Origin of the sequence: Pseudomonas asuensis, from assembly GCF_014646755.1 — a bacterium.
Taxonomy (GTDB): Bacteria; Pseudomonadota; Gammaproteobacteria; order Pseudomonadales; family Pseudomonadaceae; genus Chryseomonas; species Chryseomonas asuensis.
Genome location: NZ_BMNW01000005.1, coordinates 109,615 through 134,168, shown reverse-complemented (window position 1 = coordinate 134,168; position 24,554 = coordinate 109,615). Strand labels below are relative to the sequence as shown.

23 protein-coding genes, 1 tRNA gene and 3 pseudogenes are annotated in these 24,554 nt (G+C 55.0%); 13 read left to right on the top strand and 14 right to left on the bottom strand.

The features are described from left to right. Nucleotides 1-115: 115 nt before the first annotated feature. A complete protein-coding gene (locus tag IEX86_RS12585) occupies nucleotides 116-1,513 on the bottom strand; it encodes a DUF2868 domain-containing protein (RefSeq protein ID WP_229685326.1) in 1,398 nt (465 codons plus the stop codon). A gap of 105 nt (nucleotides 1,514-1,618) precedes the next feature. Between IEX86_RS12585 and IEX86_RS12580 the strand changes: the two genes are divergently transcribed. Next, nucleotides 1,619-2,134 (top strand): dihydrofolate reductase, encoded by a 516-nt coding sequence (locus IEX86_RS12580; RefSeq protein WP_188866476.1) that lies wholly within the window; start codon nucleotides 1,619-1,621, stop codon nucleotides 2,132-2,134. 61 nt (nucleotides 2,135-2,195) lie between these two features. On the opposite strand, the pseudogene IEX86_RS25005 reads toward IEX86_RS12580, so the two are convergent. After that, nucleotides 2,196-2,899 (bottom strand): annotated as a pseudogene (locus IEX86_RS25005) (acetyltransferase domain-containing protein); the annotation flags it as partial. 47 nt (nucleotides 2,900-2,946) lie between these two features. On the opposite strand from IEX86_RS25005, the pseudogene IEX86_RS12565 reads away from it, so the two are divergent. From IEX86_RS12565 to IEX86_RS12550, 4 genes and pseudogenes are all read left to right on the top strand, one after another. Next, a pseudogene (locus tag IEX86_RS12565) lies at nucleotides 2,947-3,555 on the top strand (PfkB family carbohydrate kinase); the annotation flags it as partial. A 4-nt stretch (nucleotides 3,556-3,559) separates the two neighbouring features. After that, a pseudogene (locus IEX86_RS12560) lies at nucleotides 3,560-3,667 on the top strand (ABC transporter permease); the annotation flags it as partial. A 144-nt stretch (nucleotides 3,668-3,811) separates the two neighbouring features. Then, the gene (locus IEX86_RS12555; protein ID WP_188866473.1) at nucleotides 3,812-4,051 is read left to right on the top strand and encodes a hypothetical protein; all 240 of its coding nucleotides are present in this window, start codon (nucleotides 3,812-3,814) and stop codon (nucleotides 4,049-4,051) included. Between the two features lie 283 nt (nucleotides 4,052-4,334). Continuing rightward, nucleotides 4,335-5,114 (top strand): type IV pili methyl-accepting chemotaxis transducer N-terminal domain-containing protein, encoded by a 780-nt coding sequence (locus tag IEX86_RS12550; RefSeq protein ID WP_188866472.1) that lies wholly within the window; start codon nucleotides 4,335-4,337, stop codon nucleotides 5,112-5,114. 413 nt (nucleotides 5,115-5,527) lie between these two features. Here IEX86_RS12550 and ychF read toward each other — a convergent pair whose 3' ends face one another. From ychF to IEX86_RS12510, 8 genes are all read right to left on the bottom strand, one after another. After that, the gene (gene ychF, locus IEX86_RS12545) at nucleotides 5,528-6,628 is read right to left on the bottom strand and encodes a redox-regulated ATPase YchF (RefSeq protein WP_188866471.1); all 1,101 of its coding nucleotides are present in this window, start codon (nucleotides 6,626-6,628) and stop codon (nucleotides 5,528-5,530) included. A gap of 23 nt (nucleotides 6,629-6,651) precedes the next feature. Beyond that, nucleotides 6,652-7,236, bottom strand: coding sequence for an aminoacyl-tRNA hydrolase (gene pth / locus IEX86_RS12540; RefSeq protein ID WP_188866470.1), 585 nt, complete (start codon nucleotides 7,234-7,236; stop codon nucleotides 6,652-6,654). A gap of 152 nt (nucleotides 7,237-7,388) precedes the next feature. Beyond that, entirely contained in the window at nucleotides 7,389-8,006 is a 618-nt protein-coding gene (locus IEX86_RS12535; RefSeq protein ID WP_188866469.1) for a 50S ribosomal protein L25/general stress protein Ctc, read from the bottom strand. A gap of 107 nt (nucleotides 8,007-8,113) precedes the next feature. After that, nucleotides 8,114-9,055, bottom strand: coding sequence for a ribose-phosphate pyrophosphokinase (locus IEX86_RS12530; protein WP_188866468.1), 942 nt, complete (start codon nucleotides 9,053-9,055; stop codon nucleotides 8,114-8,116). Nucleotides 9,056-9,099: 44 nt separating this feature from the next. Then, a tRNA-Gln gene (locus IEX86_RS12525) sits at nucleotides 9,100-9,174 on the bottom strand. A 31-nt stretch (nucleotides 9,175-9,205) separates the two neighbouring features. Further along, nucleotides 9,206-10,054 carry a 4-(cytidine 5'-diphospho)-2-C-methyl-D-erythritol kinase gene (gene ispE / locus IEX86_RS12520; protein ID WP_188866467.1) on the bottom strand — a complete coding sequence of 283 codons (849 nt, stop codon included), beginning with the start codon at nucleotides 10,052-10,054 and terminating at the stop codon, nucleotides 9,206-9,208. Beyond that, nucleotides 10,051-10,674 carry a lipoprotein insertase outer membrane protein LolB gene (gene lolB, locus IEX86_RS12515; protein WP_373290433.1) on the bottom strand — a complete coding sequence of 208 codons (624 nt, stop codon included), beginning with the start codon at nucleotides 10,672-10,674 and terminating at the stop codon, nucleotides 10,051-10,053. Before lolB ends, ispE begins: the two co-directional genes overlap by 4 nt. Beyond that, nucleotides 10,671-12,401, bottom strand: coding sequence for a tetratricopeptide repeat protein (locus IEX86_RS12510; protein ID WP_188866466.1), 1,731 nt, complete (start codon nucleotides 12,399-12,401; stop codon nucleotides 10,671-10,673). Before IEX86_RS12510 ends, lolB begins: the two co-directional genes overlap by 4 nt. A gap of 133 nt (nucleotides 12,402-12,534) precedes the next feature. Between IEX86_RS12510 and hemA the strand changes: the two genes are divergently transcribed. The 6 genes from hemA (at nucleotide 12,535) to IEX86_RS12480 (ending at nucleotide 17,863) form a co-directional block, all read left to right on the top strand. Beyond that, nucleotides 12,535-13,803, top strand: coding sequence for a glutamyl-tRNA reductase (gene hemA / locus IEX86_RS12505; RefSeq protein WP_188866465.1), 1,269 nt, complete (start codon nucleotides 12,535-12,537; stop codon nucleotides 13,801-13,803). Beyond that, nucleotides 13,800-14,882, top strand: a complete 1,083-nt coding sequence (gene prfA / locus IEX86_RS12500; RefSeq protein ID WP_188866464.1) for a peptide chain release factor 1 — start codon at nucleotides 13,800-13,802, stop codon at nucleotides 14,880-14,882. The genes hemA and prfA overlap by 4 nt, the downstream gene beginning before the upstream one ends. Nucleotide 14,883: 1 nt before the next feature. After that, entirely contained in the window at nucleotides 14,884-15,714 is an 831-nt protein-coding gene (gene prmC / locus IEX86_RS12495) for a peptide chain release factor N(5)-glutamine methyltransferase (RefSeq protein WP_188866463.1), read from the top strand. Beyond that, entirely contained in the window at nucleotides 15,708-16,466 is a 759-nt protein-coding gene (locus tag IEX86_RS12490) for a molybdopterin-synthase adenylyltransferase MoeB (RefSeq protein WP_188866462.1), read from the top strand. The genes prmC and IEX86_RS12490 overlap by 7 nt, the downstream gene beginning before the upstream one ends. Further along, a complete protein-coding gene (gene murI / locus IEX86_RS12485; protein ID WP_188866461.1) occupies nucleotides 16,456-17,250 on the top strand; it encodes a glutamate racemase in 795 nt (264 codons plus the stop codon). Before IEX86_RS12490 ends, murI begins: the two co-directional genes overlap by 11 nt. 88 nt (nucleotides 17,251-17,338) lie before the next feature. Continuing rightward, nucleotides 17,339-17,863 carry an acyloxyacyl hydrolase gene (locus IEX86_RS12480; protein ID WP_188866460.1) on the top strand — a complete coding sequence of 175 codons (525 nt, stop codon included), beginning with the start codon at nucleotides 17,339-17,341 and terminating at the stop codon, nucleotides 17,861-17,863. A 42-nt stretch (nucleotides 17,864-17,905) separates the two neighbouring features. Here the strand turns inward: IEX86_RS12480 and phrB are convergent, their stop codons facing one another. From phrB to IEX86_RS12460, 4 genes are all read right to left on the bottom strand, one after another. Continuing rightward, on the bottom strand, nucleotides 17,906-19,342 hold the full coding sequence (gene phrB / locus IEX86_RS12475; RefSeq protein ID WP_188866459.1) for a deoxyribodipyrimidine photo-lyase: 1,437 nt from the start codon (nucleotides 19,340-19,342) through the stop codon (nucleotides 17,906-17,908). Next, on the bottom strand, nucleotides 19,339-20,286 hold the full coding sequence (locus tag IEX86_RS12470) for a MerR family transcriptional regulator (protein WP_229685325.1): 948 nt from the start codon (nucleotides 20,284-20,286) through the stop codon (nucleotides 19,339-19,341). Before IEX86_RS12470 ends, phrB begins: the two co-directional genes overlap by 4 nt. 1 nt (nucleotide 20,287) lies before the next feature. Next, a complete protein-coding gene (locus IEX86_RS12465; protein ID WP_188866458.1) occupies nucleotides 20,288-21,259 on the bottom strand; it encodes a YbgA family protein in 972 nt (323 codons plus the stop codon). A gap of 161 nt (nucleotides 21,260-21,420) precedes the next feature. After that, nucleotides 21,421-22,407, bottom strand: coding sequence for an NAD(P)/FAD-dependent oxidoreductase (locus IEX86_RS12460; protein WP_188866457.1), 987 nt, complete (start codon nucleotides 22,405-22,407; stop codon nucleotides 21,421-21,423). 176 nt (nucleotides 22,408-22,583) lie between these two features. Between IEX86_RS12460 and IEX86_RS12455 the strand changes: the two genes are divergently transcribed. Both IEX86_RS12455 and hemH read left to right on the top strand, forming a co-directional pair. Then, nucleotides 22,584-23,492, top strand: coding sequence for a TIGR01777 family oxidoreductase (locus tag IEX86_RS12455; protein ID WP_188866456.1), 909 nt, complete (start codon nucleotides 22,584-22,586; stop codon nucleotides 23,490-23,492). Continuing rightward, entirely contained in the window at nucleotides 23,489-24,514 is a 1,026-nt protein-coding gene (gene hemH, locus IEX86_RS12450; RefSeq protein ID WP_188866455.1) for a ferrochelatase, read from the top strand. Before IEX86_RS12455 ends, hemH begins: the two co-directional genes overlap by 4 nt. Nucleotides 24,515-24,554: the final 40 nt, after the last annotated feature.

The following is a 24,554-nucleotide window of genomic DNA, read 5'->3' as shown; positions in this document are numbered from 1 at the left end:
GTGTTCTCCTGAGACGCAGGAGGCGTTGTTGGGCATCGCCTCGCTCACTGTTACCGTAACGCTCTGGCGAGTTGGAGTGAAGCTGGGGCGATGTCCACCAGTGTTCAAGCGCCACTTATTCATGTCCGGTCTCCAGCCATTCCAGCGGAGACCGTTCTCCGTGGGGAAGTGCCATTCGATCCAGCCCCTGGCGCCAGTCATCAAGGCGGTCGGCATCCAGCTGGTCCCCTGCAGGCGCGGGTAGTAGCCAGATACGGGTAGTACCTGCGCAACGAGCCAGCTCACCAATCAAAGACAGGGTGCCCCGATCCGGCGAGCGGCGTGGGTCGCAGGCAATTACCAGGCGCACGGGCGGATAGCGGGTCAATTGTTCCAGCAGGCGGCGGCGCTGCTGTCCATCATCCAGCACACCGGCATCGCGCACTGTTTCTGGCAGTGCTGGCGGCCAGGGGCGGGTATCGTCCAACTCGATGGCTACGAGTACGGCACTTTCGCCAGCAATCTCCAGATGTCCGGCAGAAGGCTCTGGTAATTGCTCGGGGGCTGCATCATTGACACCTAAGCGTTCGGTGGCAGGCATCAGCTTTTCGCGCAGCAGTGCATAGCCGGGTTGTTCGGTATCCAGTGCCAGCTGCTGGCGGCGGCGTTGCCATTGCCAGAAACAGAGGATGAACAGAAGGGCACGGGGCGCGAGGCCATAGACGGTCAGTACACCTACCAGCCATCCCGCCCAGGCATGGCGTGCGGCTTCCAAGCCCTGCGCCGCGTTACCGCTGGCGCGGATAGTGTCGATATCCGGCATGGGAAAGCCCAGCAGCGAGGGCAAGGCGCCCAGCGCGTGGGTCATGGCGACAAAGGTATCGCTGCTCAGAATGGTGGTTTCCCAGATAAAACTGTAACTACGGGTGGCCAGCAAGGCCAGCAGAATGCCCAAGGCTGCGCTCAAGGCCAGCAGCCACAGCCCATGGACAAGGGTGCCTAGCCCCCAACGCACCAGCCGCTGGCGACCCAGGAGAATAATCAGCGCCGGGCCGAGCTGGGCGGCACGGGCATCCCTGGCCAGCTTGCCGGCAAGCCAGAGCCAGAGGCGGCCTAACAGGCTGGTACTGCGGCCTGCGCCAAAAAAGCCGGCCAGCCATAGCAGCAAGGTCAGAAGATTCAGTCCCAGTAGGCTGCCCAGCGCCCAGAAAACGTTTACGGGGCGCAGACCATCGCCCAGCGCGCCAAAGCCCAGGCCTGCGCCGGACAGGACCGCCAGAAAAGCAAGCAGCCAGAAGGCTAGGGTAGCGCCCTGGCGCCAGTGGCGGCGGGCTTCGATCAGGCCGTCGCGCTGGCCTAGCAGATGAGCACGCAGGATCAGACGCTGGACAAAGGTGCCGCCGGTTGCACGTGCACGGCGATTGGCTTCGCTGTCTTCCAGCGGGCTGGCTTCTTCCTCAGTCAGGCGTACGGCTTCAGTCAGCCAGAGCGCATCAAGGGTAGGGTCGGAGGGGATAGTAGTGGATTCGGTCACTCGTCAAACTCGTCCTGGGGATGCGTGGAGGATAACGGTCGGCATCCGGCGTGTTAACCGGCAGGCCACTGGCAAGGCGTTTTAGCTCTGCTATGCTGCGCGACTATGAACAAGACACTTCCTCTTAGCTTGATTGTGGCGGTCGCCGATAACGGCGTGATCGGCCACGAAAACCGTCTGCCCTGGCATCTGCCGGCAGAACTCAAATACTTCAAGGCCGTAACGCTGGGCAAGCCGGTGATCATGGGTCGCAAGACCTGGGATTCGCTGGGTCGTCCCTTACCCGGACGCTTGAATCTGGTCGTCAGCCGTCAGACCGATCTGACGCTCGAAGGTGCCGAAACCTTTACGTCATTGGACGATGCTGTGGCGCGAGCGGAAGCCTGGGCCAAAGAGCAGGGCGCCAGTGAAGTCATGCTGATTGGCGGGGCGCAGCTTTTTATCGAGGCATTGCCCGATGCGGATCGCTTTTACCTCACCCGTGTTGCGCTGGCGCCTGAAGGGGATGTGTATTTCCCTGAGTGGGATGAGCAGCAGTGGCAGCGGGTCTCGCGTGATGAGCATCCGTCGGAGGAAGGCCGCCCTGCGTATGCACTGGAGGTCTGGGAGCGTCGGCAATAAGGCCTGTAAAACAGGTGAGCACTGCATAAAAGACGGGGCGCCTATGGGCGCCCCGTCTTTTTTAGAAGTACTTCAGCCAAGCGATATCGCGGCGGCGTGCCTTGAGGCCCGCAAACCAGCGCACCGGCCAGTACAGCGCAAAAGCCAAGACTACAGCGCTGATCCAGAGTGCCCAGACACGATCAAAGCCAAAATACGTGCCTTGATTGAGACCGAACAGGGCAACCGTAATCCGGTACAGCACACCCAGCACATACAGATGCAGGATGTAAAAGAACATCGGTGCTGCGCCAAATACGGTAAACCAGCCCAACAGACGACTCTCTGACTTGCGCTCGAACAGCACCAGCAGTAGCAGGCCAAGGCCCAAGGTGAGCGAGAGGAACAGCAGGGGTGGCGGGTACTTGGTGATGTTCAGAAAGCTCATCATGGTCAGCAGGGGCGTCTCGCCCGTTACTCACTGCTGCGCCTGGCCATAGCCGTTGATCATCCACAATACAAAGAAGAGCAGCGGGCGCCCAGCCCTCCGATCAAGAGGCGCTTCTGGCGCTCGGACGGGTTCAGTTGAGTGAACCACGGGCCCGCCGCATAGCCTAGTGCAATCACGCCAATCCAGGGCAGAAGCGGATAGGACGTGCGCAGCCGCAGGCTTTCGCCAAGCTCGATCCAGCCGCGGTCATGCAATATCGCCCATAGAATATGGAAGGGCGAGCCTACTGGGAAATGGACCCCATCCAGCAGATTATGCCCAGCGACCAGAATCAGGCGACAAAAATAAATAGGAGCTACCATGGGCAATACAACCTTTGCCAATGGACGTCATATGTCTTAGGCGCCTTGGTGTCGATCTGTGTGCACAGCAGATCGGGGCACGGCTCGAAGAGGTGAGCAGTTTGCCAAGTATCTGGGCGGCTCGTCCGCCAACATCGCCTTCGGCACTGCCGGTTGGGATTGAAGTCCGCCATGCTGACCAGCGTCGGCGACGACCATATGGGTAGTTTCCTGGTGGAGTCCCTGGACAAGGAAGGCTGTGATACGCGTGCTATCAAGGTCGATTCCGAACGGCTGATTGCCATAGTCCTGCTGGGAATCAAGGACCACGAAACCTTTCCCCTGATGTTTTATCGCGAAAACTGCGCCGACATGACACTGCGCGAAGAAGACATCGACGAATCCTTCATGCTTTTATTGCCAATGCGGAGGTTAGCGCTCACGTTCAGCGCATACTACCGTGTTTCGATCTGGTGGTCGGCACTGAAGAAGAGTTCATAATTGCAGGCGACTCGGACGACCTGCTGACTGCACTGCGGAAGGTGCATGAAGTCAGCGAGGTGACCTTAGTGATCAAGCTGGGATGCACCGTAATTCACAGCGAGACTTCCGAGCGCTTGGAGGGCGGCAGCATCTATCAGGACATTCGCCCTCACCTTTCTTGGCGTCGATGCCTATATCCAAGACATTATCAAAGGCATGATTATCGTTGTGGCTGTGGTTATCGACCAGTATCGAAACAAGCGTAAGGTCAAACGCTGAAAGCTTCCACGTCTTGGCTCGCCGCTTTTGGGCGGGCCTTTTTATGTGTGTAATGAGTGCTCAAGAAGCAAGTCTCGGCTACCGCCCGGAACCTTGACCGGTTGGAAACTCTCCATTCATGAGAGACCTAAAGGAGACTGTTAGATGACCGCCGTTACCCCTATTACTTTCGCCCAGCTCCGCCCAGGAGACCGCTTCACTCTGCAAGATGATGACCGTCTATTTACCAAGTTAAGCGATACGACTGCCCGCGAGCACAGTACCCATTCCATCAACCTCAAGGAAGAAGGGTTTGGCTACAAGGAAGATCCCATCGAGACAATGCCAGCCGAAACACCTGTTGAATACGTTCCCGTTGGTGGCCCTCTACGAGTCAGTGGCTAATCGTCCAGGCTAACCTTGATGTGCCCCTATTCCAGATAAGCTGCTGCGTAGGGGCGACATTATGCCCTAGTAAAAACGTCCTATTGACTTTTTAAGGCGTTACAATAGTGGCCCCATGAATCGACCGCGTTATGACATCACTCACTGTGATGGCTCGACTTCATGCCAGACCCCGCACTAATTAAACCGATAACCGCGGAGCTTTAAGTGTTCGCGGTGCCTTGTTGTTTTGAAAAAAGGCCCCGCTTTGCCTGGCCAGCGAATGGCCCTTCTGGAGAAGTAAATGCTAAAGGATTTTTTGCGTGTAGCCGTATTGGGCGTCAGTCTTATCAGCGCCTCTTGCTGGGCTGACATCACCCCTGAAGAAGCCATGAACATGGCCGGTCTGCAGCGCACGTTGGGCCAGCGTATGGCCAAAGATTATCTGATGATGGGCTCCGGCGTACGGGTAGACGTCGCAACCAAGCAGCTCAAAGATACCGTTGCGCTGTTCGATGATCATCACAAATCACTCGTCGAGTTTGCGCCTACGACTGAAATTCGTAACAAACTAAGCGAAATAGATAAGACTTGGCAGCAATACAAGCAGCTGGTGCAGGCCACTCCTGACAAGGATCAAGCGGTAACCATGCTGAGCGTAAGTGATCAGCTGCTAGAGCAGTGTCAAAAGCTGACTGACCTTGTTGAAAAGAATAATGGCGGCGAGTCTTCCCGTCTTGTAAACCGTAGTGGCTGGAACCGCGTACTGAGCCAGCGTATCGCCATGCTATACATGGCCAAGAGCTGGGATGTTCAAGCGCCTGGGCTGGACGATGCGTTTGACAAGTCCGTTGGCGAGTTCGACACAGTTATGACGGAGCTCGATACCGCGGGCGCTCCTAATCCTGAGATTGCCACGTCGCTGCGTAAAGCTGAGGCTCAGTGGAAGTTCACCCGTACAGCAGTAGACCTGACTACCCCCGAAAACTATGTCCCTACTGCAATGGCCTCTAGTGCCGATACGCTGTTCAAGCAAATGAATGAGCTGACACGCCTCTATGCAGGCCTGTCCGCCGGCAACTAATCCGGCGCTATTCATTGGAGTCACGCTGCTATATCGCAGCGTGGCTCTGCATCTATCTTACCGCTGCGAGCTGCGTATATTTCGCCAGCTGACAACCCAATAGCTTATTTTGCTGCTTTCGCAGCACCTTAATTTCTTAAGGCAGGCACCAACCAAGACATCGCCATTGCTTTATGCAGCGATGAAGCGCAGTGGAAGTTATTAGGATGGCAGTGGCTTCTTTAAGCCTGGTCAGTTCATGCCTTCTGCTATAGCTAACAGGGCTGACAAGCCATATAGGTGGAGCAATGACCTGACACGGCTGTGTACTGTTTTTTGCCAGTCAGGCAGTAGCGCGAGGAGTATCGTCTTTGCGCGTTTTCTATAGGCAGGGGAGAAGAGGGCGGACCTGTCAGGCAGGTCCGCTAGTCCGGTCAGACGTTGAAGCGGAAGTGCATCACATCGCCATCTTTGACGATATAGTCTTTACCTTCCAGACGCCATTTACCTGCTTCCTTAGCGCCGTTTTCACCCCGGTACTGGATAAAGTCGTCATAGGCGACTACTTCAGCACGGATGAATCCCTTCTCAAAATCAGTATGAATAACAGCCGCTGCCTGCGGTGCTGTAGCGCCTATCTTGACAGTCCAGGCGCGTACTTCCTTTACCCCTGCAGTAAAATAGGTTTGCAAGTTAAGCAGCTCATAGCCTGCGCGAATCACACGGTTCAAGCCGGGCTCTTCCAGGCCGAGCGATTCAAGAAACATATCCTTTTCTTCGCCATCGTCCAGCTCAGCAATTTCAGCTTCGATCTTGTTGCACACGGGAACGACGATAGCGCCTTCTTCGGTGGCAATAGCCTTGACGACATCCAAGTGAGGATTATTTTCGAATCCATCTTCAGCCACATTGGCGATATACATGACCGGCTTGCTAGTCAGTAGATGAAAGCCGCGTACCATGCGCTTCTGCTCGTCATCCATGCCCTTCATCAGGCTACGGGCAGGTTTGCCTGCTTCAAAGTGAGGAATCAGCTTTTCCAGGAGCGCCTTCTGAGCCAAGGCTTCCTTGTCACCGCCTTTCGCGCTGCGAACTACCCGCTGCAATTGCTTTTCGCAGCTTTCCAGGTCCGCAAAGATCAGCTCCAGATCAATGACTTCGATGTCTCTCTTGGGATCGACAGAGTTGGCTACGTGAATAACATTTTCGTCTTCAAAGCAGCGAACCACATGGGCAATGGCATCGGTTTCACGGATGTTCGCCAGGAACTTGTTTCCAAGGCCTTCGCCTTTGGATGCACCTTCTACTAGGCCGGCAATATCCACGAACTCCATAGTCGTAGGAATAACGCGCTCAGGTTTGACGATCTCGGCCAATGCATTGAGTCGAGCATCGGGCATTGGTACTACGCCGCTGTTCGGCTCGATGGTGCAGAATGGAAAGTTTTCTGCAGCAATGCCGGACTTGGTGAGGGCGTTGAATAGAGTGGACTTGCCAACGTTGGGCAAGCCGACGATGCCACAGTTAAATCCCATGAAATTGTCCCTCGCGGAATAGGTTAGGCCTTCTGGCTATGCAAGCGCTGCATGGCACGGGTCCAATCCCCGGCCAGAATGTCCGGCAGCACGCCGAGGGCAAAATCGATACTGGTGTCCAGCAGTTCTTGTTCGGCACGTGGCGCTCGGCCTAATACGTAGCCGGAGACTAGACTGCTATGCCCTGGATGGCCAATGCCAAGCCGTAGGCGATGAAAACCGTTTTGGTTGCCCAATTGAACAATGATATCGCGCAAGCCGTTATGACCACCGTGCCCACCGCCTTTTTTTAACTTGGCAACACCGGGTGGCATATCCAGCTCATCATGGGCGACCAGAATGGCCTCCACAGGAATACGGTAAAAGCCTGCAAGCGCCGCGACAGATTGACCGCTGCGGTTCATGTAGGTGGTTGGAATCAATAAACGAACGTCATGACCTGCATGCGTGAATCGACCTGTCAGGCCAAAATACTTGCGATCAGCGACCAAACTAACGTTTTGTTGAGCCGCCAGACGCTCAACAAAAAGGGCCCCCGCATTATGCCGTGTCTGTTCGTATTCAGCGCCTGGATTACCCAAGCCAACGATCAGTTGTACGGCAGTCATAACGGGAGCCCTTCTTCCTAAGTTTGTCTATAAGGTTAAGGCAGCGACTATACAGACAGAATAACCTTATCGAGAAGCGCATCTGGAAGATACGCTCACAATATTCTGTTGCAGTAGCCTTGCCTTATCCTCAACAAGCCTTAGGCAATGTCTTACTCAGCAGAACCTTCACCTTCGCCTTCAGCCGGAGCCTGGACGCGGGACAGGTGGATGCTTGCTACAGGCAGGTCACTACCATGAGCCAGGGATACCAGCTCAACGCCGGCCGGCAGCTTCAGGTCGCTCATGTGAACGATCTGGTTCAGCTCAACCTTGGACATGTCGACTTCGATGAACTCAGGCAGGTCCTTTGGCAGGCAAGAAACTTCAACTTCGTTCACGTTGTGCGAAACTTCGCCACCGCCCTGCTTAACACCAACAGCCGTTTCCTGGTTGATGAAGTGCAGCGGAACAGTTGCAGTCAGCTTGTGGTCAGCAACTACGCGCAGGAAGTCAGCGTGCAGAACGAAACCCTTGGCAGGGTGGCGCTGCAGGGCCTTGATCAGAACGCTTTCGTTCTGGCCATCAACGTTCAGGTTGATTACGTGGCTAAATGCAGCTTCGTTATTCAGCAGCTTGGCCAGATCCTTGCCTTGCAGCGTAACGGATACAGGCGCTTGTTCACCGCCATAAATTACGGCAGGAACTTGTTCGGCATTACGACGAAGGCGGCGGCTCGCACCTTTCCCCAGGTCGGAACGCGCTTGGGCATTCAGAGTAAAGTCGACCATTTGTAGTCTCCTAAAAAAGACAATTGCCTGAATCACTTGCGACCAGCGATCAGACTATTGACTAAAAAGCCCCGCATTATGCGGGGCCGTTATACCAACGCCTGTCCTTAACGGAACATGGCGCTGATGGATTCCTCATTGCTGATGCGACGCACGGCCTCGGCTACGACTGGCGCAATGTCCAGTTGGCGGATACGAGTACATGCTTGTGCAGCAGCAGAAAGCGGGATGGTGTTGGTCACGACAAGCTCATCAAGAACAGAGTTATTGATGTTCTCGATTGCACGACCAGAAAGCACAGGATGCGTGCAGTACGCCAATACCTTGGAGGCGCCATGCTCTTTGAGAGCTTTGGCCGCGTGGCAAAGCGTACCGGCTGTATCAACCATATCGTCGACCAGCACACAGGTGCGGCCTTCGATGTCACCGATGATATGCATCACTTCTGACTGGTTGGCTTTCGGGCGGCGTTTATCAATGATCGCAAGATCTACGCCAAGGCTTTTGGCCACGGCGCGAGCGCGAACAACACCTCCGATGTCGGGAGATACAATCATCAGGTTCTCGAAACGCTGATCTTCGATGTCGTCGACCAGGGCAGGGGAGCCATAGATGTTATCAACGGGGATGTCAAAGAAGCCCTGAATCTGATCGGCATGTAAGTCGACAGTCAGAACGCGGTTGACACCGACAACGGTGAGCATGTCAGCCACTACTTTGGCGCTTATAGCAACACGTGCGGAGCGCGGGCGGCGATCCTGGCGTGCATAGCCAAAATAGGGAATAACAGCAGTGATTCGGGTGGCTGAAGAACGGCGGAAGGCATCAGCCATCACGACCAGTTCCATCAGATTATCGTTCGTAGGTGCACAGGTCGGCTGAATCAGGAAGACGTCCTTACCGCGAACGTTTTCATTGATCTCGACGCTGATTTCGCCATCGGAAAATTTACCGACAGAAACATCACCTAGAGGAATGTGCAGCTGACGCACGAGGCGCCGTGCCAGATCGGGGTTAGCGTTCCCCGTAAAGACCATCATCTTGGACACGCTGCAGTACCTGCCGGCTGAGGGTGGACCTGATGAAAAGGAAATGGCAGGGGCGGCTGGATTCGAACCAACGCATGGCAGGATCAAAACCTGCTGCCTTACCGCTTGGCGACGCCCCTGTGACGTATCAGATACACCTGTATCTGTTTCTCAGAACAAACTTCTCAGTTTACGGTGCAACATTGAAGTGTTGCTTCCCTTAGCTATGAAGCTTGGCAGGGTAGCTGGAAGTTGGTCCGCAACTTTAACAGCTTCGGTCTCACTTGGGAATCCCCCAAATATGCAACTTCCAGTGCCGGTTAACCTAGCTGAAACAAATTTGTTTAGCAAGATCAAAGCGTTATGTATTTCTGGATAACGCTTTTCTACCACGCTCTGGCAGTCGTTTCGACCGCCCCACTCGAGAACGGGGCGAACTTTACTGGGAGGAGTGTCACGTGTCAACAGGGGATCGTTAAAAATTTCTGCTGTACTTACAAATACTTGTGGAACAGCCACAAGGTACCAGGGCTCGTCTATCTCTACTGGAGTCAGGCGTTCGCCAATGCCTTCCGCCCAGGCTGCCTTGCCCCGTACGAATACCGGGACGTCAGCACCTAACGTAAGCCCGAGTGCCGCTAGAGCGTCTTCACTGGTATTGAGATTCCACAAATAGTTGAGTCCGAGCAGGGTCGTCGCGGCATTTGAGCTGCCGCCGCCTATACCGCCCCCCATGGGTAACCGCTTATCCAGCCAGATATCTGCCCCGAGAGAGCAGTGCGCTGATTGTTGAAGCAATCGGGCTGCACGGACGATCAGGTTGGAGTCATGCTCAACACCGGGAAGAGCCGTGTGCAATCGGATTTGACCGTCATCGCGTGCTGCAAATCTGAGCTCATCCGCATAATCAACAAACTGAAACAGTGTTTGCAGTTCGTGGTAGCCATCCTCTCGGCGACCTATTATGTGAAGAAAGAGATTCAGCTTGGCGGGGGCTGGTAAGGTCAATATGTCTTTCATTGGCCCAGCTGGCGCGGTTGCCAGTCCTTGATAACCAGTGTCACGTCCAGATCTTGGCCTTTTAGCTTCAGGCGTTCAGGTAAGCTGTAACCCTTCTGCTCGGTGTAGCGAGTGTATTCTACTGTCCAGCCGTCCTGTACTAAGCGGGATAGATGGCTATCGCTGTCTAGCGTAAGTTGACTACGGCTATCGGGAGCCGGAAGGCCGCGGACCCACCAGAGCAAATGAGAAACAGGTAGACGCCAGCCAAGCTGCTGCTCAAGAAGCGCCTCGGGGGAATCAGCGTGATAGCGGCCCTGATTGGCCACTTCCAGTGTTACATCGTCTGGTCTGCCGGTAAGACGGGCAGCGCCACGGCCCAAGGGACCCGACAGGCGTATATCAAAATACCCTTGCCGCTGCAGCCAGAAAAGCGTACCGCTGCCGGATTCATTAGGCGCGCGTATGCCAACTTTCCCGTTGATCTGCCAGCCATCGAGCGTCGTAATGCGCTCTTTGTGGGCTTTCCAGGCAGCAGCGTTACCGTGCCCTTCGACAGTTTCGTGAGTGACTTGCCCTGCACAGCCAGCCAAAAAAGCCAGAAGAGCAGTTATGAGGAAAAAGCGGATATTGAATTTCACAGCGTTTCTGAACCTGTCAATCGTTTAAGCGTGCTGCGTAGCACAGCATTATCAGGGGACTGCTCAGCAGCGGCAGCCCATACCTTGCGTGCTTCCTGCTTCTTACCGCGTACCCAGAGAACCTCACCCAAGTGCGCCCCGATTTCTGTGTCGGGAAAGCGCTGTAGCGCCTGGCGTAGATATTGTTCTGCAAGCTCAAGCTTGCCTTGCCGGTAGTTGACCCATCCCATGCTATCGAGGATGGCAGGGTCATCTGGATTGATTTGATGAGCCTTCTCGATCAATGTGCGGGCTTCGGCATAGCGCGTTGTACGATCAGCCAAAGTGTATCCAAGCGCGTTGAGCGCCATGGCGTTATCAGGGTCCTGTTTTAGGATAAGGCGTAAATCCTTTTCCAGTTGACCCAGGTCGCCCCGTTTCTCCGAGACCATGGCCCGGGTATAAAGCAGGTTAAGATCGCTTGGGTACAGCTTGAGACCTTGCTGGATGGTGTTCCAGGCCGCTTCTGGCTGATTGTTGTTGGTCAGGCTCTCTGCTTCGAGCAGGTAGAGTTGGACAGCGTAATCAGGTTGACGCTGACGAGAAGCGGCCAACAGGGTTTTGGCTTCTTCAAAGCGTCCCTGACCCATCAGTATCTCTGCCTGCCGCTGCTGGGCGGGCAAATAATCACTCCCGGGGCCGACCAGGGCATATTGGGTCAGCGCCTGCTCTGTCTCATTCAACTCTTCAGCGACACGCCCCAGGTTGAAATGGGCAGCGTCTACATGGCTACCCCGCTGGACCAAGTCTTCCAGGTAAGTCCGTGCATCGCTCCAGGCTTCAGCTTCAAGGCATACCAGCGCCAGTGAAAAGCGAAGGTCATCGTCGTCGGGGAACTGGGCAACCAGATCCGCGAATTCCTGCTTGGCTTGATCGAGCTTGTTGAGTTCAACCAGAAGGCGCGCATGAGCGAGTCGCAGGCGTTTGTCGTCCGGATGCTCCTTGATTCCATTTGCCAGCAGCGGAAGGGCTTCCTTGCTACGGCCAAGGCTCTGAAGCATACGGGCCCTAAGCAGCAGCGGCGCGACTTCGTGTCTTGCAGCGGAGTGATCTTCCAGTAATTTCAGGGCTTCATCGACCCGGCCATCCTGCTGAAGCAACAACGCCTTGCCAAAAAGCAGCTGGCCATTCTCAGGGTATTTGGCTTGTAGACGATCAAAGCTCTTGAGCAAGCCCGCACGGGTGTCCGCATCTGTTTCAGCTGCCGATAGGGCAAGGAAATCAAAATGAGTGTCGCCCTGACCCTGAAGAACTTTCTCCATATAGGTCATAGACTCGTCATACTGACCGGCACGTGCCAACATGATAGCGGCGGCGCGTTGAGCATCTAGGTTGTCTGGCGCGTTCTTTGCCCATATAACAGAAGTATCCAGGGCGGAACTGTCTGCACCCAGGTACTCTGCAATACGGAAAGCACGTTCAGCTACCCCAGGATCCTGGGTGCTCTGGGCCTGCTCAACATAATTGGCCAGTGCAATGTCGAATCGATTACGTTGCCCTGCCAGTTCTGCAACCAGCAGGTCATATAAGGTGTCTTCCCTGAAGGAGCCATATTTTTCCGGCTGGGCTGGGGCAGTAGCGGGTGCAGCCTGTTCAGGTTTGCTTTGTTCAGAATTCGTGTGGCTGGCCAGGTTCTGGCAGCCACCTAGTAGCAGCGCAGTGGTCAGCAGCGCGAGATATTTAGTCATGAGATCGAAGCGGCCTCTCTGCATTCAGTCCATCATGCCACAAGGTATTAGGCAAGCACATGGGCGTGATAGTTGTCGTTCAATCGACGACGTAGGACAATTACCGGCTTTCCAAAAAACTTAGCGATTCTGCATGGCTTTCCTCGCGCTTGGCATCAATCACAAGACCGCCTCAGTGGATGTACGCGAACGTGTAGCGTTCACCCCTGAGCAAATGGTAGAGGCATTACGGCAACTGTGCCGAGAGACCCTGAGTCGCGAGGCGGCCATTCTGTCGACCTGCAATCGTAGTGAACTCTACCTAGAAATGGAGCAGCCCATCGCGGACAGCGTTCTGGCATGGCTTGCTCGCTATCATCATCTTTCGCTGGATGAGCTACGCGCCTGCGCGTATATCCACGAGGATGATGAGGCGGTCCAGCACATGATGCGAGTAGCGTCCGGTCTGGACTCCATGATTCTGGGCGAGCCACAGATCCTGGGTCAGATGAAGTCAGCCTATGCGGTGGCCCGCGAAGCAGGCACCGTAGGTCCCTTGTTAGGGCGTCTTTTCCAGGCAACGTTCAATACGGCTAAAAGTGTCCGTACGGATACGGCAATTGGTGAGAATCCAGTCTCGGTTGCATTTGCGGCAGTCAGTCTGGCTAAGCAAATCTTTAGCAATCTCAATCGCAGCCAGGCACTTTTGATCGGAGCAGGAGAAACCATTACGCTGGTGGCAAGGCATCTGTACGAGCAGGGCATCAAGCGAATCGTGGTGGCTAACCGGACACTTGAGCGCGCTAATCACTTGGCTGAGCAGTTTGGTGCGCATACGATTCTGCTGGCCGATATTCCGCAAGAGCTACCCCATAGCGATATTGTGATCAGCTCTACAGCCAGTCAGTTACCTATCCTTGGCAAAGGTGCGGTTGAGCGAGCGCTTAAGCAGCGTAAGCATAAACCTATGTTTATGGTCGATATTGCCGTGCCGCGCGATATTGAGCCTGAGGTCAGTGAGTTAGAGGACGTTTATCTCTATACCGTTGATGACTTGCATGAGGTGATTACGGAAAACCTCAAGAGTCGACAAGGGGCTGCCCAGGCGGCTGAAAAGTTGGTTCTGGCAGGTGTTGATGAGTTCATGCATCGCCTGCGTGAGTTGGCTGCGGTAGACGTGCTGCGCGCTTATCGTCAGCAGGGAGAACAATTGCGTGATGAAGAACTGGCGCGTGCACAACGACAACTAGCGAACGGGGTTGCGCCTGATCAGGTGCTTGCTTCTCTAGCACGGAGCCTGACTAACAAATTGCTGCATGCACCCAGTGTACAGCTCAAAAAATTATCTGCTGAAGGACGTGTTGATGCGTTGGCTTTGGCTCAGGAACTGTTCGCTCTCGATGAGGGCGTGGATAAAAAATGAAAGCCTCTTTGCTGCAAAAGCTCGATGGATTGAATGATCGTTTCGAGGAGCTGACGGCGTTACTTGGTGATGCCGATGTCATCAGTGATCAGACCCAGTTTCGTGCGTACTCGAAGGAGTACGCAGAGATTGAGCCGGTTATCGCGGCACTTCGTGAGTTTCGCAAGGTGCAGTCCGACTTGGAAGGTGCTCGTGCCTTATTAAAGGACAGCGATCCAGATATGCGTGCCATGGCCGAAGAAGAAGCTGGGCAGGCAGAAATCGCGTTGGTCGATCTGGAAGGGCGGCTGCAACGGATGTTGTTGCCTCGCGATCCGAATGATAGTCGCAACGTCTTTCTTGAAATCCGTGCCGGAACAGGTGGGGATGAGGCTGCTATTTTTGCTGGTGATCTGTTCCGTATGTACTCGCGCTATGCTGAACGTCAAGGCTGGCGCATAGAGATCATGTCCGAAAACCTGGGTGAGCATGGCGGCTATAAAGAAGTGATCGCCCGCGTAGAGGGCGATAACGTCTACGCCAAGCTTAAGTTCGAGTCCGGTGCTCACCGCGTCCAGCGTGTTCCCGAGACAGAATCCCAAGGGCGTATTCATACATCGGCTTGTACGGTTGCTGTGTTACCCGAGCCTGACGAGCAGGCGGCTATCGAAATCAATCCGGCCGATTTGCGTGTTGATACCTATCGCTCCTCTGGCGCAGGTGGCCAGCACGTCAACAAGACCGAGTCGGCTATTCGTATTACGCACATTCCTAGCGGTATTGTCGTCGAATGTCAAGAAGAACGCTCGCAGCACAAGAATCGCGCCAAGGCCATGGCGTGGTTGGCTGCCAAGCTCAACGATCAGCAGCAGGCGGCGCATCAGCAGGCTATCGCCAGCACCCGTAAATTGCTGGTAGGCTCGGGGGATCGTTCCGAGCGCATCCGGACCTACAATTTTCCACAGGGTCGTGTGACCGATCACCGCATCAACCTGACCTTGTACTCTTTAGGCGAGGTTATGGAGGGCGCGGTGCAGCAAGTCATCGAGCCTCTCCTGCAGGAATATCAGGCTGACCAACTGGCGGCCTTAGGGGACTGATATGGCCACTATCGGGGCATTGCTCAAGGAGGCGCGCCTGCCGGACTCACCCAGCGAGCGCCTGGATGCTGAATTACTACTAGCGGCTGCGTTAGGAAAACCGCGTAGCTTCCTGCGTACCTGGCCTGAGCGTATCGTGACGCGTGAGGCCAAGGATCTTTATGGCTCCTTTATCGAACGTCGTCGGGACGGGGAGCCTATAGCTTATATTCTAGGCCATCAGGGTTTCTGGTCGCTTGATCTGGAGGTGTCGCCTGACACCTTGATACCGCGTCCTGATACGGAGCTTCTGGTTGAAACCACACTGGCCTTGGAGGGAGCCGAACAAAGGCGTGTGCTGGATCTTGGGACGGGTACCGGTGCCATTGCTCTAGCCCTGGCCCACGAGCGCCCGCAATGGCAGGTAATGGGAGTGGACCGGGTGACCGGTGCGGTCGCGCTTGCCGAGCGCAATAGAGCACGACTCAATATTCCGAATGCATCTTTTCGGCAGAGTCATTGGTTTGCAGCGCTTACCCAAGAGCGCTTTGACGTGATCGTTAGTAATCCTCCCTATATTCCCGAAGATGACCCGCATCTTGTTCAAGGGGATGTTCGCTATGAGCCTACCTCTGCGTTGGTAGCCGGTGATGACGGCCTGGATGATATTCGCCTTATCGTTCAACAGGCACCGGATCATTTGCTGCCGAATGGATGGCTGCTCTTGGAGCATGGGTTCGATCAGGCGCCAGCCGTTAGCGCGCTACTGACTGCTCAAGGCTTTATATCGGTTGAGAGCCGCCGTGATCTGGCTGGACATGAGCGCATTACATTGGGACAGTTACCGTGCTGACCGATGCGGAACTGCTGCGCTACAGTCGGCAAATCCTGCTTTCCCAGATTGATATAGAAGGGCAGCTGCGGCTCAAACACGCCAAGGCGTTGATAGTTGGGCTAGGCGGCTTGGGCTCCCCAGTTGCGTTGTATCTGGCAGCAGCAGGTATTGGCGAGTTACATCTGGCCGACTTTGATACGGTCGATATGACCAATCTGCAACGACAGGTCATACACGACACCACACACGTGGGTCGTAGTAAGGTCGATTCAGCGTTGGATCGGCTACAGGCCATCAATCCTGAAATTACTTATATAGCTCACCGTTCTGCATTGGATGCCGACTCCCTGGCATCTGCGGTCGGGCAAGTAGATGTGGTCTTGGACTGCTCGGATAATTTTTCTACCCGAGAGGCGGTCAATGCCGCTTGCGTATCAGCCAGGCGGCCTTTGGTAAGTGGTGCGGCCATTCGACTTGAGGGACAGCTCAGCGTATTCGATCCAAGACGCGAAGAAAGCCCTTGCTATCACTGCCTTTACGGTCATGGTAGCGAGGCGGAGTTGACGTGCAGCGAGGCAGGTGTCATCGGGCCTCTAGTAGGGCTGGTTGGTAGCCTTCAGGCACTGGAGGCCTTGAAGTTAATTGCAGAGTTCGGCTCTCCGCTAGTGGGACGTCTGGTATTGGTCGATGCGCTCACATCTCGTTTCAGAGAGCTGAAGGTACGTCGTGACCCGGCTTGTGAGGTGTGTGGAAAACGCCATGCCCAGTAATGCGCCTATTGGCGTCTTTGATTCTGGTGTAGGTGGGCTGTCTGTCCTGCGCGAAATCCATAGTCTTTTGCCTGGTGAGTCGCTTTTATATGTAGCAGATTGCGCGCATATCCCCTATGGAGAAAAGGAACCGGCTTTTATCCGTGAACGTTGCCAGCGCGTGGCTGAGTTCTTTCTTGGGCAAGGTGCCAAGGCAATGGTGCTGGCATGCAATACCGCTACAGTGGCTGCTGTGAACGATCTACGTGAGCGCCATGCGCAGTGGCCCATTGTAGGGATGGAGCCCGCCGTAAAACCGGCTGCTTCAGCAACAAGATCAGGGGTCGTTGGGGTTCTGGCAACAACCGGAACGCTTCAAAGTGCGCGGTTCGCTGCCTTGCTGGACCGTTTCGCCAGCACGGTAGAGGTCATAACCCAACCTTGCCCAGGCTTGGTCGAGCAAGTGGAAATTGGTGACCTGACGGGGCCTGTTACACGAGCATTGTTGAAGGGATATGTCACGCCACTGTTAGCTGCCGGCTGTGACACGATCATTTTAGGCTGTACGCATTATCCTTTTTTAAAGCCTTTGTTAAAGGAACTGCTGCCTGCCGGGATTACTCTTATCGATACCGGCTCGGCTGTTGCGCGTCGACTCGGTTCGTTGATCCATGAGCGAAACCAGATGGCGACGGGAGCTCCTTCAGAATGCCGTTTCTGGACGAGTGGAGATGTCGAGCAGTTTTCGGCGGTCTTGCCTAGCCTATGGGGTAAAGTTGCGTCAGTGGAAACGCTGTCTTTCTGAAAACAGTTAGTTTGCTATCTTTTCAGGATGAAAAGTGTCTCCCATAATGTAAGGTTGACGTGTTACAAATTAATACAAGGACTTTCAGATGAAAAAATTGCTTCCGCTGGCCATTGCAGCCGCGCTTTCTGCCGGATCCATGCTTTCCGCCCAAGCCGCCGAAATATCTGGTGCTATTGGCGCAACAGGCCAGGGTGATATGACCTATCGCGTGGGTGTGGGCTTTGATTGGAACAAGAGCTGGTGGGAGACGTCCACAGGACGACTGACAGGTTATTGGGATGCTGGCTACACCTATTGGGAAGGCGCTGACCATTACTCTTCTGCCAAGCACTCTTTGTCTTTTGCACCTGTGTTCGTATACGAATTCGGTAATGGCTCTGTTAAGCCCTTTATCGAAGCCGGTATTGGTGTGTCTGTCTTTTCGAGCACTCGTGTCGGCGAAAAGGATCTGGGCTCAGCCTTCAACTTTGAAGACCGCATTGGCGCTGGCGTGAAGATCGGCGAAACCCAGCGAGTGGGCATTCGCGCAACCCATTACTCCAATGCTGGTATTAAAAAGCCTAACGACGGTATCGAATCCTACGCGCTGTTCTACAGCCACACGATCTGATAGCAGTCGTTTTGCCAGAGCCGGACTTTAAGTCCGGCTTTTTCATGCCTGGCCTTTATCTGGCTTGGGGAGATTTCTGAATGCTGCCAAGGCGCGCTCACGACTCTCCGTGACCTCTACGATAGGCGCTGGGTAGTCCTTGATAGCACGCTGACCCTTTTTGAACGGGTTGTGAATAGCCTTGCTATCGAGCATTGCCAGTTCTGGAACCCAAGTACGAATGAATTGACCCTTGGGATCGAACCGTTCTGATTGAGAATAGGTATTGAATATTCGAAAGTAGGGTACGGAATCGGTACCGGTCGAGGCGCTCCATTGCCAGCCGCCATTATTGGCAGCTAAATCGCCATCAATCAGGTTCTGCATGAACCAGCGCTCACCCTCACGCCAGTCGATCAGCAGGTTCTTGGTGAGAAACATTGCTGCAATCATGCGTAGCCGATTATGCATCCAGCCTGTTTCCAACATCTGGCGCATGGCGGCGTCAATGATCGGAATGCCGGTTTTGCCGTGCTTCCATGCCCGGAGGTCATTCTCGTCTCGCCGCCAGGGAAGCGCTTCGGTGTGCCGGTGAAAGGCTCGGCTCATCGAAACATGGGGGTAGCCCACCAGGATATGCTTATAGAACTCTCGCCATAGCAACTCATCGATCCAGCTTGATGCGCCCGGCGCTCCGGTGGTCAGTTCGCCTTGATTGGCGCTTAGTACAGCATGCAGGCATTGACGAGGTGATAGTACGCCAGCTGCAAGATACGCAGACAGCTCGCTGGTACCAGGGCGAGCGGGGAAGTTGCGGTCATGGTGATAAACCTCCATGCGCTCATCTACAAAGCGGCTCAATCTGGCGTGTGCTTCGTTTTCACCGGCAGGCCAATGCTGCTGTATTAACCTTGAAACTGCGGGATAGGTGGTTATCTGGTCAGGTACGGCATCTGACTCAATATTTCGCAGGGCCTGAGGACGAGGCGGTAAATGAAGAGGCGGAAGGCTATGTTGCAGAAGCGTAAGGCAGGTTTTACGAAACTGACCAAAGACCTTGAAGTAGCCGCCCTTTTTCGTCAGTACTGATCCAGGCTCGAAGAAGAGCTGATCCAGATGTCGCTGAAAATCAACATAGTAACCGCTCAAAGCCTGGTTGACTGCCTCGTCACGGCGCTGCTCATTGATGCCGTATTCTGTATTGGCATGAACAGTATGAATTCCATACTCCTGGCATGTTTTGACGAGAACAGGCGCTGCATCTGTCCACCGGGGGACCTGGCGGATTAATAACGGAATGTTGAGTGTCTTTAGTGCTTCAGTTAGAGTTTTCAGATTACGGTGCCAGAAGTCGACCTTGGCTGGCGAGTCATCGTGTTCTTGCCATTGTCCGGGAGTCAGTAAATAAATAGCCAGCGCTGGACCGGCCGCACAGGCTGCGGTCAGTGCTGTATTGTCCCGTACACGAAGATCGGTACGGAACCAAACAAGTTGGGTCATACGTGCTCTGCCATCAACCCTAACGCCTGAAGGCGACTAAAAACATCCAGAGGATCGTAGGCAACATTCAATGCGGTCTTGCTAACGTCATCCAACAGCTTGGCAGCCGGACCGGCAACAATGAGTGGCATGACACACGTCTCGGCCAGCTTTCGTAACTGCTGTGTCTGTTGTGACTCCAGCGGGGCGTTCAAATACAGAACAAGCCCGCGCGGAGACATACGTTCTGCTGCAAGTGCATAGGTGTCCAGCGCAAGCGGCCATTCCAGTGTTTCAATGGGGCAATCGGCATTACTCAGCAGCCAGGCGCTAAGCCATAGTCCTGCGTTCATGGGCGTTTCTGCCAGACTGGCGAAAAGAACGGGTTGTCCCTTGAGCTGATAATTGTTGTGATAAATCCGCGCGCCAAGCTTGCTGCGTAGCCAGGAAAGGAAAAAGGATTGCTCCAAGGGGCCGATCAAGGGCGCTTTGCGGTGCTGCTCAAGGTGTTCAACCAGTGGCATCAGCAACTGCTCGCATAACACCCGCGGTGGATAGAGGGCAGCTGTACGGTTGTAAGCCTCATCCAGGCGCCGACCCGCCAGTTCACGAGTCGCGTCCAGCATTTCCTGGCGTAGCGAGACCCAAGGCGTATCATTGGGCGATGAAAGAGGTCGTTGGCTGTCCAGAAGTGTCTTGACCTGGCCAACGGCAACACCGCGGTTAATCCAAGCCAGGATATTCTTGATCCGCTCGATATGGCTTTCGCCATAAAGCCGGTGGCCTTTAGGCGTACGCTTGGGAATGATCAAGCCATAACGCCGCTCCCAGGCACGAAGGGTGACGGCATTAACGCCTGTGCGGCGAGCAACCTCGCGTATAGGAAGCCAACCTTCATTCAAGGCGGCTTGGTAGTCGCCGTCCCCTTCGGTTTCGGCAGAGGGCGGGTGGGGTAGAGGTTGCATATCAGATGGCATTTCTTAGGCTCAAGTCTTCCGGGTGTGGCTGCATGTAGGACTGCTCAATCACATAATCATGAGGATGGCGGCGGAAGTGATGCTTGAGCAGTGTTAAAGGCACAACCAGTGGAACAATACCGCTGTGGTACTGCTCGATCAGACGCTGCATCTCTTGTTTGTCTGCCGGACTAAGCGCATTTCTCAGATACCCGAACAGGTGATAGAGCACGTTGCAATGCGTGCCTCGGGTAGCACAGCGCTTGAGCGCGCTCATGACGCCCTTGAAGTAGCGCGGCCCCAGTTCATTCGGATCATGCAGTCCAATCTCACCCAGCATGCGTCCTAACGTTCTGAACTGCTCAGGATGGTTGGCCATCAGCTGATACTTATAGCGGGAATGAAAACTTAAAATTGCTTTTCGCGTCAGCCCTTCCTGCAATAACTGCTGCCACTGGGCATAGGCAAATACCCGTGTGACAAAGTTTTCTCGAAGAACCGGGTCGTTTAGTCGGCCTGCTTCTTCAACAGGCAGCTCTGGGCGCAGCTCACAAAAGACGCGGGCGAATACGCCCTGGCCTTCAGGCTGACTAGGCATGCCATGTTCCGAATAGATTTTTACGCGTTCTACCCCGCAGGAAGGAGACTTTTGCATAAAGATAAAACCGGAGAGGTCATCCAGTTCAGCAGCCATTTTCCTGCCATAATCTGCAAGCGCGTCAGTGACATCCAGTTCTCGATTGACCGTCCCTACAGCTCGAGTCTGCTCGGGCGTACCCACCAGGCGAATCGGCTCACGAGGCGTCCCCAGGCCAATTGCCATTTCCGGGCAGACATGCACGAAATCAAAATGCTCAGCAAAGGTATGACTGCATAAACGGGATTCTTTATGCCCGCCGTTATAGCGAACCGGCTCCCCTAATAGACAGGCGCTGATCCCTAGTTTAGGGCGAGGTAATGACGTCGATTGGCGAAAAGGCATGCGCCACCTCCAAAATTGAACGTACAAAACTTATACAAACTATTATTCTTGTACAAGTTCAATATGATTATTGACCAGAGGTGGTCGTGATAATTCGACAAATCAGACGCAAGGTAGGCAGGATACAGAGCGCCGCGAGCCTTGCGCGGCGCTGGATGAGCTCATTGCAGATGATCAAGCAAGCGACTGGCCGCGTCGAAGCCGCTCAGCCACGCACCTTCTACACGACCTGTACCACACCAGTCTCCACAGGCATAAATGCCCAAATCGGCATCAGCCAGCGCGCCCCACTGATGGCTTTGCGCCGGACGTGCATACAACCAGCGATGGGCCAGCGTAAACGCCGGTTCAGGAACTGCGCAGCCAATGATTTCCGCGAACGCTCCATGAAGCTGTTCGATAACCTGCTCCTTGGAGGCATCCAGGTGCGCTCGGCTCCAGGCACTAGTTCCGTGGAGAACCCAGGTGTCATAGTCCGCCTCTCGACCGGGCTTACAGCGGTTGCGGGCAAACCAGTCAAGCTCGCCTTCTTGGACGAAGCAGCCTTCAACGCGCGTCTCAAGAGGCGTCTTGAAAGCCAATGCAGCCGACCAGGTTGGATCCATCACGACACCAGCGGCGACTGCTGCAAGCTTGGGTGCCGTTGCCAACAGCGGCGTCGCTTGAGGAGCGGGGATTGCGATTATCACGTGACTGAAAGGCCCGTGATTGTGTCCTTCTGCATCCTGCAGGGACCAATGTTGGGGGCCACGGAACGCCTCTGTAATTCGACAGCCAAACGATACCGGCAGGTCGCCGACCATGGCGCGCGTAATGGCGCTCATGCGGGGCGTACCCACCCAGCGCGGTTGCTCATCCTGAGAGGGCGTAAGTGCGCCTGCGCGGTACTGGTACAGGGCTGGGTCCCATTCTGCAACGCAGCCTTTGGCGCGCCACTGATTGACCGCATCAATGAAGCGACGGTCACGGGCGGTGAAATATTGGGCCCCCAGGTCAAGCGAGCCGACATCGCTCCGCTTGCTGGCCATACGGCCTCCACTTCCACGGCTTTTTTCGAACAGATGAACCTCATGTCCTGCCGTGTTGAGAACATGAGCGGCGGAAAGCCCGGCGATGCCGGCGCCGATGATGGCGATGGGTGCTGTCATGAAAGGCCTCGCTTGTCTTGGCAGAACCTGTCGACGAACGTTTTGCAATTAAGCAGGCTCTACGAATACGACTGTGACAAAGCTGATCCAGTTGCACTATGACCTTAACAAACAAACCTGAAGAGGTCTTCAGCGCGACGCGTTAATGTAGCCCCAAATGAAGAAGGAACGACGACATGCATATAGTGCTGACCGGCGGTACAGGCTTGATTGGTCGGGCGCTGTGCCATGACTGGCTGACGAAAGGGCACAGTCTGACCGTGCTAAGCCGTTCGCCCGATAAAGTAACGCGCGAATGTGGTGCCGCTGTACGCGGAGTAGCCCGCTTGGACGAGATCAATGGCGAGCCGGTCGATGCTATTGTCAACTTGGCTGGCGCCCCTATTGCAGATAAGCCCTGGACTTCGTCGCGTAAAGCCGAATTGTGGCGAAGCCGGATTGCCCTGACCGAGTCGCTGGTGGACTGGATGGGCGCGCAGCCACAGCCGCCTCGGGTATTGCTCTCCGGTTCTGCTGTGGGATGGTATGGCGATGGAGGCGAGAAGCCACTCAAGGAAGAGGGCGCCGTTCCAGGACATGATTTTGCCAGTGAGCTGTGCCTGGCCTGGGAGCAGATTGCCAACGAGGCGAAGGCCCTGGGGGTGCGTGTTGTCAGCCTTCGAACGGGACTGGTGCTGGCGTCAGATGATGGTTTCATGCAGCGTCTTTTACCGATGTTCCGCCTGGGGCTGGGTGGGCGCCTGGGGAGTGGACGGCAGTGGATGCCCTGGATTCATTTGAAAGATCAAATCGGGGCTATCGATTTTCTTCTGAACCAGGCGTCGGCTAATGGCCCTTATAATCTGTGCTCACCACAACCGGTACGTAATGCCGACTTTGCACAGGCTCTAGGACGGGTACTGCACCGTCCTGCCCGGATACCTGTTCCCGCATTTGCCTTGCGCCTGATGGGAGAGATGTCGAGTCTGCTGCTGGGTGGGCAGAGAGCCTTGCCTCAGCGACTGCTGGATGCAGGCTATACCTTCCGCTTTACCGATTTGGACGCGGCATTGAATGACCTGCTGCGCGATAAGGATGATTCATGACTGATCACGCATTACTGCTTGTCAACCTCGGCTCTCCGGCTTCGACGTCGGTGCCTGATGTGCGGCGTTATCTCAACCAGTTCCTGATGGATCCCTATGTAATAGACCTGCCATGGCCCATGCGCCGTCTGCTGGTCTCCTTGATCCTGGCAAAGCGCCCGGCAGCCTCAGCCCATGCCTATTCGTCCATCTGGTGGGAGGAGGGCTCTCCACTGGTCGTGCTTAGTCGTCGCTTGCAGGAAGCTATGCGTCCCAAGTGGGATCACGGTCCGGTAGAGCTGGCGATGCGGTATGGCGAGCCTTCCATCGAGTCCGCGTTGGTCAAGCTGGCAAAGCAGGGCGTTACTCAGGTCACATTCGTACCGCTTTATCCCCAGTTTGCAGATAGCACTGTTACGACAGCCTTGGAAATGGCACGCAAGGTCATTCTGGAGCAGCAGCTGAAATTGAAGATGCATGTGCTGCCACCGTTTTACGACCAGCCTGAATACCTTGAGGCGCTGGTCGAAAGTACCAAATCCTATTTCCAGCAGCCGTTTGATCACGTGTTGATGAGCTTTCATGGCCTGCCGGAGCGGCATTTGCACAAATCCGATCCAAGCGGCACTCATTGCCTGAAAGGTGCTGATTGCTGTCAGAATGCCAAGGGCGCGGTTTTGGAAAGCTGCTACCGGGCCCAATGTATTCGTACCGCAGAAGGGTTCGCTCGCGAAGCAGGGCTAAAGCCGGACCAGTGGTCTTTCTCGTTCCAGTCGCGTCTTGGGCGCGCCAAGTGGATAGAGCCTTATACCGAGGTGCGTCTCGATGAGCTGGCCGCCAAGGGTGTAAAACGCCTTTTGGTAATGTGCCCGGCGTTTGTGGCGGACTGTATCGAGACGCTGGAAGAAATTGGCATGCGTGGTAAGGAGCAATTTGAGGAGGCTGGCGGTCAGGAGTTGGTCCTGGTGCCGTGCCTGAATGACCATCCCGCCTGGGTTGATGCACTTACTACCTTGTGTGAGCGTGTACCCCGTGCGGTTTGAGCCAAAGATCTGAAGCTAAAAAGCCCCGCTCTAGCGGGGC

Bases quoted from the DNA above. Each gene is read 5' to 3' on its own strand.
- IEX86_RS12535 (WP_188866469.1), bottom strand. From the start codon at position 8,006: ATGGTCGACTTTACTCTGAATGCCCAAGCGCGTTCCGACCTGGGGAAA.
- IEX86_RS12510 (WP_188866466.1), bottom strand. From the start codon at position 12,401: ATGACTAAATATCTCGCGCTGCTGACCACTGCGCTGCTACTAGGTGGC.
- ispE (WP_188866467.1), bottom strand. From the start codon at position 10,054: ATGAAAGACATATTGACCTTACCAGCCCCCGCCAAGCTGAATCTCTTT.
- prmC (WP_188866463.1), top strand. From the start codon at position 14,884: ATGGCCACTATCGGGGCATTGCTCAAGGAGGCGCGCCTGCCGGACTCA.
- phrB (WP_188866459.1), bottom strand. From the start codon at position 19,342: ATGACCCAACTTGTTTGGTTCCGTACCGATCTTCGTGTACGGGACAAT.
- prfA (WP_188866464.1), top strand. From the start codon at position 13,800: ATGAAAGCCTCTTTGCTGCAAAAGCTCGATGGATTGAATGATCGTTTC.
- IEX86_RS12455 (WP_188866456.1), top strand. From the start codon at position 22,584: ATGCATATAGTGCTGACCGGCGGTACAGGCTTGATTGGTCGGGCGCTG.
- ychF (WP_188866471.1), bottom strand. From the start codon at position 6,628: ATGGGATTTAACTGTGGCATCGTCGGCTTGCCCAACGTTGGCAAGTCC.
- hemA (WP_188866465.1), top strand. From the start codon at position 12,535: ATGGCTTTCCTCGCGCTTGGCATCAATCACAAGACCGCCTCAGTGGAT.
- IEX86_RS12580 (WP_188866476.1), top strand. From the start codon at position 1,619: ATGAACAAGACACTTCCTCTTAGCTTGATTGTGGCGGTCGCCGATAAC.
- IEX86_RS12465 (WP_188866458.1), bottom strand. From the start codon at position 21,259: ATGCCTTTTCGCCAATCGACGTCATTACCTCGCCCTAAACTAGGGATC.
- pth (WP_188866470.1), bottom strand. From the start codon at position 7,236: ATGACTGCCGTACAACTGATCGTTGGCTTGGGTAATCCAGGCGCTGAA.
- IEX86_RS12460 (WP_188866457.1), bottom strand. From the start codon at position 22,407: ATGACAGCACCCATCGCCATCATCGGCGCCGGCATCGCCGGGCTTTCC.
- IEX86_RS12550 (WP_188866472.1), top strand. From the start codon at position 4,335: ATGCTAAAGGATTTTTTGCGTGTAGCCGTATTGGGCGTCAGTCTTATC.
- IEX86_RS12470 (WP_229685325.1), bottom strand. From the start codon at position 20,286: ATGCAACCTCTACCCCACCCGCCCTCTGCCGAAACCGAAGGGGACGGC.
- IEX86_RS12555 (WP_188866473.1), top strand. From the start codon at position 3,812: ATGACCGCCGTTACCCCTATTACTTTCGCCCAGCTCCGCCCAGGAGAC.
- IEX86_RS12480 (WP_188866460.1), top strand. From the start codon at position 17,339: ATGAAAAAATTGCTTCCGCTGGCCATTGCAGCCGCGCTTTCTGCCGGA.
- murI (WP_188866461.1), top strand. From the start codon at position 16,456: ATGCCCAGTAATGCGCCTATTGGCGTCTTTGATTCTGGTGTAGGTGGG.
- hemH (WP_188866455.1), top strand. From the start codon at position 23,489: ATGACTGATCACGCATTACTGCTTGTCAACCTCGGCTCTCCGGCTTCG.